12 protein-coding genes, 1 tRNA gene and 1 riboswitch are annotated in these 14360 nt (G+C 50.1%); of the genes, 9 read left to right on the top strand and 4 right to left on the bottom strand.

What is annotated here, in order from left to right; genetic code table 11:
- Window positions 1-42: 42 nt before the first annotated feature.
- Complete coding sequence (gene ilvE / locus ACTHR7_RS09905; protein ID WP_285070809.1) at window positions 43-1041, bottom strand: branched-chain-amino-acid transaminase; 999 nt, start codon at window positions 1039-1041, stop codon at window positions 43-45.
- A gap of 214 nt (window positions 1042-1255) precedes the next feature.
- On the opposite strand from ilvE, the gene ACTHR7_RS09900 reads away from it, so the two are divergent.
- Both ACTHR7_RS09900 and lapB read left to right on the top strand, forming a co-directional pair.
- Window positions 1256-1579: a LapA family protein gene (locus ACTHR7_RS09900; protein WP_293206160.1), complete on the top strand. Its 324-nt coding sequence runs from the start codon at window positions 1256-1258 to the stop codon at window positions 1577-1579.
- A 25-nt stretch (window positions 1580-1604) separates the two neighbouring features.
- Complete coding sequence (gene lapB, locus ACTHR7_RS09895) at window positions 1605-2774, top strand: lipopolysaccharide assembly protein LapB (RefSeq protein ID WP_070461306.1); 1170 nt, start codon at window positions 1605-1607, stop codon at window positions 2772-2774.
- Window positions 2775-2888: 114 nt separating this feature from the next.
- Here lapB and ACTHR7_RS09890 read toward each other — a convergent pair whose 3' ends face one another.
- Both ACTHR7_RS09890 and recC read right to left on the bottom strand, forming a co-directional pair.
- Complete coding sequence (locus ACTHR7_RS09890; RefSeq protein ID WP_070461305.1) at window positions 2889-3395, bottom strand: thioredoxin family protein; 507 nt, start codon at window positions 3393-3395, stop codon at window positions 2889-2891.
- A 3-nt stretch (window positions 3396-3398) separates the two neighbouring features.
- Entirely contained in the window at window positions 3399-6698 is a 3300-nt protein-coding gene (gene recC / locus ACTHR7_RS09885; protein WP_440370743.1) for an exodeoxyribonuclease V subunit gamma, read from the bottom strand.
- Between the two features lie 204 nt (window positions 6699-6902).
- On the opposite strand from recC, the gene ACTHR7_RS09880 reads away from it, so the two are divergent.
- Window positions 6903-6979: transfer RNA gene (locus tag ACTHR7_RS09880), tRNA-Pro, on the top strand.
- 48 nt (window positions 6980-7027) lie between these two features.
- On the opposite strand, the gene ACTHR7_RS09875 is transcribed toward ACTHR7_RS09880, so the two are convergent.
- Window positions 7028-7906 (bottom strand): lysophospholipid acyltransferase family protein, encoded by an 879-nt coding sequence (locus ACTHR7_RS09875; protein ID WP_440370742.1) that lies wholly within the window; start codon window positions 7904-7906, stop codon window positions 7028-7030.
- Between the two features lie 108 nt (window positions 7907-8014).
- Window positions 8015-8125: riboswitch (SAM-I-IV-variant riboswitch) on the top strand.
- 173 nt (window positions 8126-8298) lie between these two features.
- On the opposite strand from ACTHR7_RS09875, the gene metK reads away from it, so the two are divergent.
- The 6 genes from metK to ACTHR7_RS09845 all read left to right on the top strand — a co-directional run bounded on the left by metK (window position 8299) and on the right by ACTHR7_RS09845 (window position 14200).
- A complete protein-coding gene (gene metK, locus ACTHR7_RS09870) occupies window positions 8299-9468 on the top strand; it encodes a methionine adenosyltransferase (protein ID WP_049351011.1) in 1170 nt (389 codons plus the stop codon).
- Window positions 9469-9577: 109 nt separating this feature from the next.
- Window positions 9578-9898, top strand: a complete 321-nt coding sequence (locus ACTHR7_RS09865) for an accessory factor UbiK family protein (protein WP_003684455.1) — start codon at window positions 9578-9580, stop codon at window positions 9896-9898.
- Between the two features lie 13 nt (window positions 9899-9911).
- Window positions 9912-11408 (top strand): YifB family Mg chelatase-like AAA ATPase, encoded by a 1497-nt coding sequence (locus tag ACTHR7_RS09860; protein ID WP_070645415.1) that lies wholly within the window; start codon window positions 9912-9914, stop codon window positions 11406-11408.
- Between the two features lie 154 nt (window positions 11409-11562).
- Entirely contained in the window at window positions 11563-12678 is a 1116-nt protein-coding gene (locus ACTHR7_RS09855; protein WP_440370741.1) for an SPOR domain-containing protein, read from the top strand.
- 11 nt (window positions 12679-12689) lie between these two features.
- Window positions 12690-13331, top strand: coding sequence for a thiol:disulfide interchange protein DsbA/DsbL (locus ACTHR7_RS09850; protein WP_440370740.1), 642 nt, complete (start codon window positions 12690-12692; stop codon window positions 13329-13331).
- Between the two features lie 44 nt (window positions 13332-13375).
- A complete protein-coding gene (locus ACTHR7_RS09845; protein WP_107868032.1) occupies window positions 13376-14200 on the top strand; it encodes an undecaprenyl-diphosphate phosphatase in 825 nt (274 codons plus the stop codon).
- The last annotated feature ends 160 nt before the right edge of the window (window positions 14201-14360 follow it).

The raw sequence follows: 14360 nt of genomic DNA, 5'->3' as shown, positions 1-14360 counted from the left end.
AAAAAATATTTCAGACGGCCTTTTTTATTGAATGCGTTCTATTTAACAAACTTCGACCAACCAGCCATGTTTGTCTTCTGCCAAACCGTATTGAATGTCGGTAATCGCCTTACGGATTGCATAACCGCGCTCTTGGCTCTTCACTTCGATTTCTTCGCCATCAATCACGAAAGAAGTTACCGGAGAAATAACCGCAGCCGTACCAGTCAGAATCGCTTCCGCACCATTCTCAATCGCGGCTTTCAGCTCGTCGACAGTAAAGTTGCGCTCGGTAACAGTGTAGCCCAAATCTTTGGCAACAGTCAGTACAGAATCGCGGGTAACGCCGTGTAAGAATTCGTCGGTCAACGGTTTGGTAATGATTTCATCGCCGTTAATCAGGATAAAGTTAGACGCGCCGGTTTCCTGAACATCGCCATTCGGGCAGAACAACACTTGGTTTGCACCATATTCAGCTTTGGCTTTCAACACCCAAGGCATGGCGGAAGCGTAGTTGCCGCCGCATTTCACACGACCCATATGTGGGGCGCAACGGATGTGTTCGGTTTCCACCAAGATTTTAACGGGCGAACCGGCTTTGAAATAGTCGCCGACAGGAGAAGCCAGAATGTACAGCAAAGCAGTTTCGGAAGGAGAACCGGCTTTACCGATCACAGGGTCGGTACCGATCAAAGTCGGACGCAGGTACAAAGCGGCAGGCGCATCAGGGATTTCCTCGGCGGAACGTTTGACCAATTCGATCAAAGCATTCAAATAAGCCTCTGTCTTAGGACGCGGCAGGTGCAGAATATCTGCGCTTTGCTGCATACGCGCGATGTTAGCGGTCGGGCGGAACATCACGATTTTGCCGTTTGCCTGACGGAATGCCTTCAAACCTTCAAAACATTCGCTGCCGTAATGCAAAGCATGTGCGCCGGGGGCGAGTGTCAGGTCTTTGGAAGATTGCCATTCTACCGGTTGCCATTTACCTTCACGATAAGCGATAACGGGCATTTCAGCGTGAAAAACGCTGCCGAATACGGCTGGAACTGGTCTGCTCATGATGATTGCCTTTCTTATTCTGATGTGCAAAATAAATTAATTAAAGACTGAACAATACGCCTTTCAATATAGGTTTGACAAGTACCCGTCAGCATAAAGACACCGTCCCCCTGCCGTCTGAAACATGCCGTCCTATCCGAAATCCGGCAAATCGTTTAAACTGATACCATTTTTCAGACGGCCTGCCCCAACCGCAGCCAACCCGGAGTAACCCATGAAACTCATCTCTACCATCATCAAAATCCTGATTCTTCTTGTTTTCCTCCTGCTGGCCATCACCAATACCCACACCGTATCCTTCTTCTACCTGCCTGGCCAAAACATCAATCTGCCGCTGATTGTCGTGCTTTTCGGTGCATTTATTATCGGCATCGTGTTCGGTATGTTTGCCCTCTTCGGCCGTCTGTTGTCCCTGCGCAGCGAAAACAACCGTCTGCGCGCCGAAGTGAAAAAACACACCCACCTTTCCGAAAAAGACCTGACTCCAGTCAAAACCGAGACACCGGCAACGACTTCCGAAACCACTCCTAAAGCGTAACGCCACCAATCAATAAAGGAATACCATGGACAATGAATTGTGGGTCATCTTACTGCCCATCGTCCTCCTCCCCGTTTTCTTCGCTATGGGCTGGTTTGCCGCGCGCGTCGATATGAAGACCGTCCTGAAACAGGCCAAAAGCATACCGGCAGGGTTTTACAAAAGCCTTGATGCCCTCGTTGACCGCAACAGCGGCCGTGCCGCGCGTGAATTGGCGGAAGTGATTGACCAGCAGCCGCAGTCATACGACTTAAACCTGACTTTGGGCAAACTCTACCGCCAACGCGGCGAAAACGATAAAGCCATCAATATGCACCGCGCCCTGCTCGATTCGCCCGACACAGTCAACGAAAAACGCGCACGCGTGCTTTTTGAATTGGCGCAAAACTACCAAAGCGCAGGCTTGGTAGACCGTGCCGAACAAATCTTCCTCGGTTTGCAGGAAGGCGATATGGCACGCGAAGCCCGCCAACACCTTTTGAGCATCTACCAACAAGACCGAGACTGGGAAAAAGCCATCGAAATGGCGCAGCTCTTGAGCCATGACGAACAGACCTACCAGTTTGAAATCGCCCAGTTCTATTGCGAAATCGCCCAAGCCGCGCTGTTCAAATCCAACTTCGATGCCGCACGCTACAACATCGGCAAAGCACTCGAAGCCAACAAAAAATGTACACGCGCCAACATCATCCTCGGCGACATCGAATACCGTCAGGGCAATTTCCCTGCCGCAGTGGAAGCGTATTCCGCCATTGAGCAGCAAAACCACGCCTATTTGAGCATGGTGGGCGAGAAACTCTATGAAGCCTATGCCGCGCAAGGCAAACAGGAAGAAGGCCTCAACCGCCTTATCGGCTATATGCAGACCTTCCCCGATCTTGACCTGATCAACGTCATTTACGAGAAAGCCTTGCTGCTCAAGGGCGAAAACGAAGCGGCGCAAATCGCTGTCGAACTCGTCCGCCAAAAACCCGATCTCAACGGCGTGTACCGCCTGCTTGGATTGAAACTCAGCAATATGAATCCAGAGTGGAAAGCCGATACCGATATGATTCGTTCCATTATCGGCCGCCAGCTGCAAAAAAGTGTCATGTACCGCTGCCGCAACTGCCACTTCAAATCTCAAGTCTTCTTCTGGCACTGTCCTGCCTGCAATAAATGGCAAACCTTTACGCCGAATAAAATCGAGATTTGATAAAGCGTTAAGCATCAAAAAAGGCCGTCTGAAATCTTTTCAGACGGCCTTTTTATTACGAAGCAAAATATCAAAACAGTTCAAAACATAGGCGCACACACCAGCACTATTTGCTCAACAACGCTGCTCTGCCCATGCCAACGCCGCTACAATCTGAGCCTCAATATCGGCATTAAACTCACCGGCACGGTACGCATCGCGCAATTCTGTGCGACGGGTTTCATCTGCCGCAATTTGGTTCAACACCACTTGCGGAAACTCTTTAAACACAGGCCCAGCCTCTTCATGCCCCATCAAAAACAGCGCAGGGATTTTTTGATTGGCGCGGACGATTTCCTGTTGGCGCGGATTCTCAAAACGGCTGCTGTCATCAAAATCGTTGCGGGCAATATAGTTGACGCGGATATTGGGATTCAACTCCGCTATTTTCTGAATAAACGGCACAAACACGCGGCAATCAGGGCAATATGGTGCAGCGGCAAGCAGCCAGTTTTGCGGACGGCTGATCTTTTTGACCGCCGCTACCGTTTGCGCCGACAGCTCGGTCGCCTGATAGAGTTGCTGCTGTTTCAATTTGTCTTCTTCGGTATCAAAATCCAAATATTCTGCATAAGTAGCCATGCTTTACTCCTGTTCTGTTGTATCGGTTTTCCCTGCCACGCCGGTCAAAAGCGGCACAAGCAGATTGACGACAAGGTTTTCAAATAGCGGCTCATCAAGAGGCGATTCTTCCGAATGACCAAACACCAGCTTCACTTCGGTATATTCTTTCTGCCCTTTACTCATTTTGTTGCCGTTAAAAACCTCATGGGCTTTTCTCAAGGCAGCATCCCAATCCTCTTTCTTGTTGTACTCCTCCGCTGCGGCAAGGCTGGTTTTGGCAAAAAACGGCAAGGGGGTATTTTGTCCGATTCGGAAATATACCAACCATTTTTTCAAAAGTTCTTTTGCTGTTTGTTGCTCGATGGCGGCATAGGTTTCGGTCTGCCCCAAGCTGACAATATAGGTTTGTCGGTTTGCAACGGATTTAGGGGCGACGGCACAAAAAATCAAATGTTCCAATAAACGGGCAATGCGGTTGGGTGCATTGTCTTTTTGGTTTAGGAACACAATGCGGCCGCATTCGTAAAGATTGCCGATGGTGCCTTGTAACACCAAGTCGTCAAAGTGTTCTTCATAAGGTTCAGACGGCCTTTTGTCACTGCGTATCAGCTCGACATCCACGTTTTTCGCAGATATCTGATACTGCTTCTGCCACAAACCGCCTAACTCGCCTACCGGCATCAGACTTTCTGCATTCAGCCGAATGGCCGTATCTTCAAAATCTTCACCTTTGCGCCGCGCATCCAAATAAGCATCGGCAATCCGACCCTCATGTTGCGGCTCAAACGGTTCGGCAGATTCCCATGCGCCGTCCAGATACGGCTGATCCCAGCTTAAATTTTTCTTCAGCCAAACTTTGACAGGGTTGCGCCAAAAACTGATGAGCTCGCCCTGGTGAATGGTTTTGCCCGGCTCTTCCTGACTTAAGGCCTCAAGGAAAAACGGCTGCGCTTCCGCTTGCGGTTGGTTCAACGCATCGGCGTAATCTTGGCGCGTACTGAAGAGGCCGTCTGAAAGCGCGTCCTTTTGGAAATAACGGCGTGAGAACGCCTGCAACGGATGATGTTTCACCCATTTCTCCGACAACTCGCGCCCGCTTTTCCCCGTCATGGCGGCAATGGTATCCAGCAGCTCGCTGATTAACGAAGACGGCGCGAACTCGGCATCATTGCGTATATCGCGGCCGATATAAGACAAATACAGCATTTCACGTGCGCTGATTAAGGCTTCGAGGAAGAGATAACGGTCGTCGTCGCGGCGGGCGCGGTCGCCTTTTTTCGGATGTTTGGCAATCAGATCGAACACCACCGCTTTGGTATTGCGCGGAAAATCGCCGTCATTCAGACCCAACAGGCAAACCATTTTAAACGGCAGGCTGCGCATCGGCACCATACTGCAAAAAGTGATGCCGCCGCTCAAAAATCCGGCTTGGCTTTCGCTGTCCAAAAAGCGGCGGATATGGCGGATAACGGTTTTACACGGCAACAATCCGTCAAATTCGGCCAACTGCGCTTCTTCCTGCCATTTCGCCAAAGACTGCTCAAACTGCTGCTTGGCGTATTGGTCGTCCGTATCCGGAGTAAACAGTTTCTCCAGCAAATCGCGGCAACGCTGCACCCAGCTTTCCACATTGGCAGGCTCTTGCCATTGCGCCGCCATATCGGCCAAAGTGCGGATAAATTCGGCAAAACCGCTGAACACGTCCAACTGGTTGACATTGCTATGCCACGCGCTCACGCCCTGCCACATACCGTTGCCGCCTTCAGGCAGCATCCAGCCCAAGGCCAAACGCTCTACCGCCTGCTGCCAAGTAAAGAGGTTGTCTTTGCCCTCGCGCATGGTTTGGTCCAAACCCCAATGCACATTCAATCCGGCAACAGTCTCATGCAGCAGCGGCACATCCTCCTCGCTCAAACCGAAGCGTTGCAGCACCAACCGGCTTTCCAGCAAAGGCAAAACCTTGTCCACTTCAAACCGGCTTTCCAGCAAGTCCAAAGTTTGCGCCAAAGCATACAGCAAGGGCTGACGGCGGCTGAGTTTCACATCCGAAATCGAATACGGCAAAGCCTGACTGCCTGCATGCTCCTGTCCAAAAACGGCTTCGATAAACGGGCTGTACGGCTCGATGTTTGGCGTCAAAACAGCAATATCGTGCGGCTGCCAGTCGGGATTTTTTTGCAACACCAGCGATAGCTCTTCTTTCAAAATCTGCAATTCGCGCAAAGGGCTGTGTGCCGCAACGATTTTGACGGAGCCGTCGTTCAACAGCTTGTCCGGCTCGACACACACCGGATTGCCGTCCGCATCGTGGACTTGAACCCAAGCCTGTTGCGCGCCTGCCTCGCCTTCTTCCTGTTGATATAAGCGTTCAGACGGCATGATTAAGTTTTGGATATCGTTTTGCAAGCAATGCAATAAGGTATCGTCTTTTCCCTCTTCATAAACCTGAATATCCTGCTTAGTTTCCACTTCCGACAGAAAATCAAAGAAATCGCGCCCCTGCTTGCCCAAAGAAGCCAACAGCGGATGCCCTGCCTGCGACAAATCCGCCTCATCGCCCCTTTTCAAAATCTGCGCCTCGTCGATGACCTCGCCCCAATATTGGCTGCTCGGGTTGAGCGCGAACACAAACACATCGCAATGCTTGGAAATTTGGTGCAGCAGTTGTAAATACATCGGCGCCATTGTCGAGATGCCGAATACGAACAATCTTTGCGGCAAGACCGATTTATCCAACTGCGCCAACAGCTTTTCCCACAAGGCCACGCGGTGCGGCGCCGATTGGCTGCCATCGTCCAAATAGCGCCACAGCCGAGCCTGCCAATCCTCATCATCACCCAAACCCAGCAGCTTCCCGGCCTGCCACGCATCAATCCAATCCGGGCGGTACACCAAATATTGGTCGAAAATATCCGCCATTTGTCCGGCAAGCTGATAATCCGCCGATGCCGAGCTGTGCAAATAACTTTCCAGCTTCAGGCGCACGTTTTCGTATTCTGGGGCCGTCTGAAACGCTTCGCTGCGGAACAAATCCAGCAAACGCCAGCGCATAACTTCAGGCGAAAACGGACTGAGCGGCGGCACATCGGGAACCAATTTACGCATCAGCTGCCACGCCAAACCGGCCGGCAGGCTGAACTTCAAATTCGCCGCCACGCCGAGTTTGCGCGCAAAAAACACATTCAGATAACGCCGCATCCCCTGGCTCTGCACCACCACTTCTTCCTGCGCCAATACAGAATCCAAGGGCAAGGCCTGATGAATATGCGCGCACATTTCGGCAAGCGCTTCCAAACGGTCAGACTGATAAAGATAAAACATAGCAGACAATCTAAAAAACAATTGCCCACATTATAATGCCATTAGGACAAATGCTTCAGCAGAAGCGGCAAACAAAAATACAGGCCGTCTGAAACGCATCGCTTCAGACGGCCTAAAACAAAACAAACCCATCGGCAGTCAATTATTAATTATTTATCGACCCCTGTACAAACCGGCTTCTCCTATCCTATAATTTCCCACATTCGGAATGTAGCGCAGCCCGGTAGCGCACTTCGTTCGGGACGAAGGGGTCGGAGGTTCGAATCCTCTCATTCCGACCAAATACAAAACCTGCTTGAGTCCAAGCAGGTTTTTTACATTCGGCAAGCCTATATTTCCGGCGGCAACGGCGCGCCTTCGGGATGTTTGTAGCGGTTGTACATAAACAAATATTGTTCCGGAAAACGGCGTATCCAATATTCGGTATTTTCATTGATAACACGCGCGTCGTGCTCCTTATCGCCGTTCAATTCGCCACGCAAAGGCTCGATGTGTAAGACAAAGCCTTTGCCGTCGGGCAGACGCTCGCCGCAGAAAAACAAGGCCTTCACGCCTTTGACTTGCGCCAGCTTGCCCGCCAACGTCATGGTGTAGGCAGGTTTGCCGAAAAAGTCCACCCACACGCCGTCGCCGCCTTCTTCCGGAGACGGTACATGGTCCGGCAAAACAATGGTCGCTTCGCCGCCGCGCAGGGCCTTGATGATTTGTTTGACGCCCTGAATACTGGTCGGCGCAGTCTTACCTTTACCGCGCACGCGCCCTGCCTGCATCACCGCATCAAATGCCTTGATTTTCGGCGGCTTGTACATCGCCGTCAGCGGAAACGGCAGCTGCTGGCTGATGTAGCGGCCGGCCAAATCATAGCTGCCGATGTGCGGCGTGATAAACAGCAAACCTTCACCCGCGCTCAAGGCCGTCTGAACATGTTCCCAACCGTTGACGCTGACAAACAGGTTTTCAATTTCCTCAGGCCGTCTGAAAAACGCCACCGGCAATTCCAAGCCGCCTTTTGCCGTTTCACGGAAAACTTTTTTTACCGCCTCGTCCGTCGGGTTCAAACCGGCAAGTGTCATGTTTTCGAAAACACGCCGGCGATCTTTCGACAGCACGCGGAAACCCAAACTGCCGAGCAGGTTGCCTAATTTGTGCAACCAAGCCAAAGGCAGCGCGGCCAAAAATTTAAAAACAAAGGTAACAAGCGTTTGCATAAGGTTTTACCAAAATGAAGTGGATAGATTGTAAACGAAACAGGCCGTCTGAACAAAACAGACGTCGGGCAAATATATTGCGGCACACCTGCTTTTCTGCTACTATCCGCGCTGCATTAAGAGTTGGGAATTCCATGCCAACCTGCTTTTCAGAAAGAAAGGTAAGGTGGACGGTTGAAAAACCGATGTGGCTCGCCAGAGCAATCCAAACCCGCTTAATGCGGGAATTTTTTTGCCTGTAAGAAACGTGCAACAGGATTCCGAAACAGCAGACAAGTGCGAATGTTTCTCACTTGTATAGAGAAAAAGCGGAGTTTTTGTTATGATTTCCGCTGTCCGAAATAAAAGGCTGTCTGAAAACACAGCAGCCTGTTTTTAATGAAAGAATAGCAATGAGCGAATATCTGTTTACTTCCGAATCGGTATCCGAAGGCCATCCGGATAAAGTTGCCGACCAAGTATCCGATGCGATTTTGGATGCCATCTTGGCGCAAGACCCCAAAGCGCGTGTCGCAGCAGAAACCTTGGTCAACACAGGCTTGTGCGTATTGGCAGGCGAAATCACTACCACCGCCCAAGTGGACTACATCAAAGTTGCACGCGAAACCATCAAACGCATCGGCTACAACTCCTCCGAGCTGGGCTTTGATGCCAACGGCTGCGCAGTCGGCGTGTACTACGACCAACAATCTCCGGACATCGCCCAAGGCGTGAACGAAGGCGAAGGCATAGACCTGAACCAAGGCGCGGGCGACCAAGGTTTGATGTTCGGCTATGCCTGCGACGAAACCCCTACCCTGATGCCGTTTGCCATCTATTACAGCCACCGCCTGATGCAACGCCAAAGCGAATTGCGCAAAGACGGCCGCCTGCCTTGGCTGCGCCCTGATGCCAAAGCACAACTGACCGTGGTTTACGACAGCGAAACCGGCAAAGTAAAACGCATCGACACCGTCGTCCTGTCTACCCAGCACGATCCGTCTATCGGTTACGAAGAGCTGAAAAACGCCGTGATCGAACACATCATCAAACCGGTTCTGCCGTCTGAACTGCTGACCGACGAAACCAAATACCTGATCAACCCGACCGGCCGCTTCGTTATCGGCGGCCCGCAAGGCGACTGCGGTTTGACCGGCCGTAAAATCATCGTCGATACCTACGGCGGCGCAGCTCCGCACGGTGGCGGCGCATTCTCCGGCAAAGACCCGTCCAAAGTGGACCGTTCCGCTGCCTACGCCTGCCGTTATGTTGCAAAAAACATCGTCGCCGCCGGTTTGGCGACTCAATGTCAGATTCAGGTTTCCTATGCTATCGGCGTTGCCGAACCGACTTCGATTTCCATCGATACTTTCGGCACCGGCAAAATCAGCGAAGAAAAACTGATCGCTCTGGTTCGCGAACATTTCGACCTGCGCCCTAAAGGCATCGTCCAAATGCTCGACCTGCTGCGCCCGATTTACAGCAAATCCGCCGCCTACGGCCACTTCGGTCGCGAAGAGCCTGAATTTACTTGGGAGCGCACCGACAAAGCAGCCGCATTGAAAGCAGCCGCAGGCGTGTAAACTTCCGCATTTTAGGCCGTCTGAAAAGCAAAACGTTTTCAGACGGCCTTTTTCCTTATACAATAGCCACTTGAATTTCTATATACATTCTGAATAAAGGATACGGATTATGTTCGGCAAACAACTTTTTGAAGAAGTCAGCTCCAAAATCAGCGAAACCATCGCCAACAGCCCTGCCAAAGACATGGAAAAAAACGTTAAAGCCATGCTCGGCAGCGCATTCAACCGCATGGATTTGGTGACCCGCGAAGAATTCGACATCCAACAACAGGTTTTGATCAAAACCCGTACCAAACTGGCTGAATTGGAAGCCCGTTTGGCCAAACTCGAAGCCGCTCAAGAGCCTGAAGAAGCTGCTTTAAAAGCTGCTGAAGCCGCTGCTGAAGAAGCTGTTGCCGAAATCAAACAACAAACCGAAGCTGCCGAATAAGGCCGTCTGAAACATGTCGCTTGCTTTGGTTTACAGCCGCGCCTTAAGCGGCATGAATGCGCCGTTGGTCGAAGTGGAAGCCCACCTTGCCAACGGCTTGCCACATTTCAATATCGTTGGTTTGCCTGATACTGAAGTCAAAGAAAGCCGCGACCGTGTGCGTGCCGCCATTATCCAAAGCGGCTTCGACTTTCCCGCCAAGAAAATTACCGTCAACCTCGCACCGGCCGACCTCCCAAAAGAATCCGGCCGTTTCGATTTGCCGATTGCCTTGGGCATTCTTGCCGCATCGGGACAAATCAATCCTGAAAAGCTCGCGCAATATGAGTTTGCCGGAGAATTGGCGCTGTCCGGCTTACTGCGTCCTGTACGCGGCGCGCTGGCTATGGCATGGCAGGGAATGCAGGCAGGCCGTTCGTTCGTCTTGCCGCAAGAAAATGCCGAACAGGCTGCCGTTATGCGCGGTATCGCGGTTTATGGTGCGCGTTCTTTAGGCGAAGTGGCCGCACATTTAAACGGTATCGAACCGCTGACACAAACCGAATGCAAACTGCCACAAAGGCCGTCTGAACAAAGTAAAATTCCTGATTTAGCCGATGTCAAAGGCCAACATACCGCCCGCCTCGCTTTGGAAATCGCAGCGGCAGGCGGACACAGCCTGCTGATGATGGGCCCTCCGGGTACGGGCAAATCCATGCTTTCGCAACGTTTGCCCGGCATCCTTCCGCCTTTGACCGAAGACGAATTAGTCGAAGTATGGGCATTGCGTTCGCTCCTGCCCAACCATCAACAGCAACTCGACAGCAACCGTCCTTTCCGCAGTCCTCATCACAGTGCCAGCTCGGCAGCCATGGTAGGCGGTGGTTCAGACCCACGTCCGGGCGAAATCTCATTGGCGCATCACGGTGTGTTGTTTTTAGACGAATTACCCGAGTTTGACCGTAAAGTATTAGAAGTATTGCGCGAACCTTTGGAAAACGGCGAAATCCATATTTCCCGCGCCGCACGCCAAGCAGTTTATCCGGCCAAGTTCCAACTTGTCGCCGCCATGAACCCCTGCCCTTGTGGCTATCTTGGCCATCCGTCCAAACCTTGCCGTTGCACGCCTGAAAGCGTTGCCCGCTACCGCAACAAAATTTCAGGGCCATTGCTCGACCGTATTGATTTAACCATCGAAGTACCCAGCCTTTCCGCTGCCGAGTTAATGCAACAAGAAGCAGGCGAATCCAGTGCCACCGTATTGGAACGAGTTACCGCCGCGCGCAAAATCCAATACGGCCGACAAGGCAAAGTTAATGCCGAATTGAGTGTCAGCGAGCTCGATGGTAAAGCCCGCATCCAAAAAGAAGCGCAAGAAGCTTTGGGAACCATGCTCGAAAAACTGTCCCTTTCCGCCCGAAGTTTCCACCGTATCATGCGCGTCGCCCGTACGCTGGCCGATTTGGCAGGCGACGAAGAAGTCAGCAAAACCCATGTGATGAAAGCCATCGGCTTCCGTCGCGCCCTTTAACTTGTCAGACGGCCTGAATCTTTATGTTTAAGTAAAACTAGAGTAAACAAAGCATCAGGATTTTGCCGTCTATAACGGTTATTGATAAAATATCGAATCCAAACTCAGACAGTCTCACTTCAGGCCGTCTGAACACATTATTACAAGGTAAGTCATGAAAAAATCTACACAATATGGTAAAGGCTTGTCCGGTTTCTTTTTCGGCCTAATACTGGCAACAGGTATTATTGCCGGTATTTTGTTCTTCTTGAACCAAGGCAACCAAAACGTTTTCAAAGAGCTGACTCAGCCTAAACAAAGCGAAGAACCTGAAATCCTGAAACCTCAGGACAAAGCAGAGAAACGCCCAGCTACCGACACTTCATCTACCCAAGCAGATGAAGAAAAAGCCAAAGCAGAAAAAGAAGCGGCAGAGAAAGAAGCAAAATATAAAGAAGAGGCTGAAAAAGCTGCCAAAGAAGCTGAAGAAAAAGCTCAAGCGGAAAAAGAAGCTCAGGAAAAAGCCAAACAAGCAGAACGTGAAGCTAAAGAAAAAGCAGAGAAAGCCGCTGCTGATAAAGCCGAACGCGAAGCTAAAGAAAAAGCTGAAAAAGCCGCCGCCGAACAAGCCGAACGTGAAGCCAAAGAAAGAGCAGACAAAACTGCTGCCGATAAAGCCGAACGCGAAGCCAAAGAAAAAGCTGCAAAAGCTGAAGCAGAAAAAGAAGCTACTAAGAAAAAACTAGCCGAGAAAAAAGCCGAATTAGAGAAAAAACGCGAAGAAAAAGCCAAAGCGGAAAAAGAAGCTGCCGATAAAGCTGCTAAAGACAAAAAAGCAGCCGACCAACTGACTGCCAAACAAAAAGAGCGTGCCGAGCGCAAACTGGCCGAGAAAAAAGCAGCTGAAGCCAAAAAGCAAAACAAGCCGACACCTGAGCAAATCCTCAACAGCGGCAGCGTCGAAAAAGCACGTAAAGCAGCAAATGCCTCTGCAACAAAAGAAAGCAGCAACTCTGTAAGTAAACAGTCAACAGAAAAAGCCGAAACAGCTGCTAACAGCGGTAAAAAAGCCTTCCTGCAACTTGGTTCATATGCAGACCGCTCCAGCGCAGACTCACAACGTGCAAAACTGGCTATTTTAGGTGTGTCTTCCAAAGTGGTTGAATCGCAAAACGGCGATAAAACCATTTACCGAGTTCAAAGTAACACCATGCCGCAGGAAGCCGCTGTAAAACTGCAAAAAAACCTGCAAGGCCATAATATCAACAGCTTGATTCGTTCTACCAAATAATGGAATCACTGATGAAGCAGCGTATGAAACAAACTATTGCCGCACTCAGCCTGAGCCTGCTCAGTCTGAGTGCACAGGCTGCTACCGAAGGCGTGGACTATACTGTCCTCAGTCACCCTATTCCGCAGCAGCAAGCCGGAAAAATTGAAGTGCTAGAATTTTTCGGCTACTTCTGCGTCCATTGTTACCATCTCGATCCAGTTTTGTTGCAACACAGCAAAACCTTTGCCAAAGATGTTTCCTTACGGACAGAACACGTCGTTTGGATGCCTGAAATGTTAGGCTTGGCCAAAGTAGCCGCTGCCGTCAATCTTTCAGGTTTAAAATATCAGGCCAATCCAGTCATCTTCAAAGCAGTTTACGAACAAAAAATCAACCTGGCTGATGCAAATGTATTCCGATCATGGGTGGGTAAACAGACAAGTTTTGACAGTAAAAAACTGCTTCAAGCTTACAACAGTCCTGCTGCCGCATCGACTGCTGCAAAAATGCAGCAATTGACGGAAACTTATCGAATTGAAAACACACCAACTGTCATTGTCGGTGGTAAATACAAAGTCAATTTCAATGGTGGCGACTGGAAAGTCGGTATGAAAACCATAGATGACCTCATCGTCAAAGCCCGTCGCGAACAATCCTCAAAACCACTTTAACTATTCAACAAAAGAAAGACGGCCTCAAGGCCGTCTGAAAACTTATGGACATTCTGATTTTATTCAAAGCACTTATTCTCGGTATTATCGAAGGTTTAACCGAGTTTCTCCCTATTTCCAGTACCGGTCACTTGATTGTATTCGGTGACTTAATGAACTTTCAGAGCAACGGAAAAGTATTTGAAATTGCTATTCAACTCGGTGCAGTTTTAGCTGTCGTATTCGAATACCGCCAACGATTTACCCATATCATAAAAGGACTCGGTAAAGAACGGACAGCCAATCGCTTTGTACTGAATTTATTTATTGCCTTCATACCTGCTGCGGTTGTTGGCCTCTTGTTCAGCAAACAAATCAAATTACACCTTTTCAACCCAATTACCGTTGCTACCATGCTGGTACTCGGTGGTTTCTTCATTTTATGGGTTGAAAAACGCCAAACAACAGCCAAACCCAAAGTCAATCATGTAGACGATATGCATCCAATCGACGCATTTGTTGTAGGATGCGCCCAAATTTGCGCCCTTATCCCTGGTACATCACGTTCAGGCAGTACGATTATGGGAGGTATGTTGTGGGGACTGGAACGTAAAACGGCTACCGAATTTTCATTTTTCCTTGCTGTACCAATGATGATTGCGGCAACAGGTTACGACATCTTAAAAAATTACAAACTCTTTACCTTGCAAGATGTCGGACAAATTGCCATCGGCTTTATCGCAGCATTTATCGCCGGTTTATTGGCAGTAAAAGCTTTGCTGAAATTTGTCTCCAGTAAAAACTATGTGCCTTTTGCCTACTACCGTATTGTATTTGGTGGTCTGATTCTCCTTACTTGGATGCTGGGCTGGGTCAGCTGGAGCGAATAACCCCTCTCCCGAAAGGACGTGTCTCACGCCCTTTTTTCTTTCTTATATCCCTTCCCCTCCGATTGTCACCCCATAAAAGGCCGACACTCCGCATCATTGCCCCTAAATATCTCCTCACCGTCCGTACAGCTTCCCTTCACCTTCATCTTCCCGCACACTA

The sequence above is a fragment of the Neisseria sp. P0007.S010 genome (genome assembly GCF_051962875.1).
Lineage (GTDB): Bacteria > Pseudomonadota > Gammaproteobacteria > Burkholderiales > Neisseriaceae > Neisseria > Neisseria subflava_A.
Note: the sequence above shows the minus strand (reverse complement) of the source record. Positions and strands in the feature narration are given on the sequence as shown.

What these genes read in the sequence shown, in the direction of transcription:
- ilvE (WP_285070809.1), bottom strand. Translation starts at nt 1,041, where the DNA reads ATGAGCAGACCAGTTCCAGCCGTATTCGGCAGCGTTTTTCACGCTGAA.
- ACTHR7_RS09900 (WP_293206160.1), top strand. Translation starts at nt 1,256, where the DNA reads ATGAAACTCATCTCTACCATCATCAAAATCCTGATTCTTCTTGTTTTC.
- lapB (WP_070461306.1), top strand. Translation starts at nt 1,605, where the DNA reads ATGGACAATGAATTGTGGGTCATCTTACTGCCCATCGTCCTCCTCCCC.
- ACTHR7_RS09890 (WP_070461305.1), bottom strand. Translation starts at nt 3,395, where the DNA reads ATGGCTACTTATGCAGAATATTTGGATTTTGATACCGAAGAAGACAAA.
- recC (WP_440370743.1), bottom strand. Translation starts at nt 6,698, where the DNA reads ATGTTTTATCTTTATCAGTCTGACCGTTTGGAAGCGCTTGCCGAAATG.
- ACTHR7_RS09875 (WP_440370742.1), bottom strand. Translation starts at nt 7,906, where the DNA reads ATGCAAACGCTTGTTACCTTTGTTTTTAAATTTTTGGCCGCGCTGCCT.
- metK (WP_049351011.1), top strand. Translation starts at nt 8,299, where the DNA reads ATGAGCGAATATCTGTTTACTTCCGAATCGGTATCCGAAGGCCATCCG.
- ACTHR7_RS09865 (WP_003684455.1), top strand. Translation starts at nt 9,578, where the DNA reads ATGTTCGGCAAACAACTTTTTGAAGAAGTCAGCTCCAAAATCAGCGAA.
- ACTHR7_RS09860 (WP_070645415.1), top strand. Translation starts at nt 9,912, where the DNA reads ATGTCGCTTGCTTTGGTTTACAGCCGCGCCTTAAGCGGCATGAATGCG.
- ACTHR7_RS09855 (WP_440370741.1), top strand. Translation starts at nt 11,563, where the DNA reads ATGAAAAAATCTACACAATATGGTAAAGGCTTGTCCGGTTTCTTTTTC.
- ACTHR7_RS09850 (WP_440370740.1), top strand. Translation starts at nt 12,690, where the DNA reads ATGAAGCAGCGTATGAAACAAACTATTGCCGCACTCAGCCTGAGCCTG.
- ACTHR7_RS09845 (WP_107868032.1), top strand. Translation starts at nt 13,376, where the DNA reads ATGGACATTCTGATTTTATTCAAAGCACTTATTCTCGGTATTATCGAA.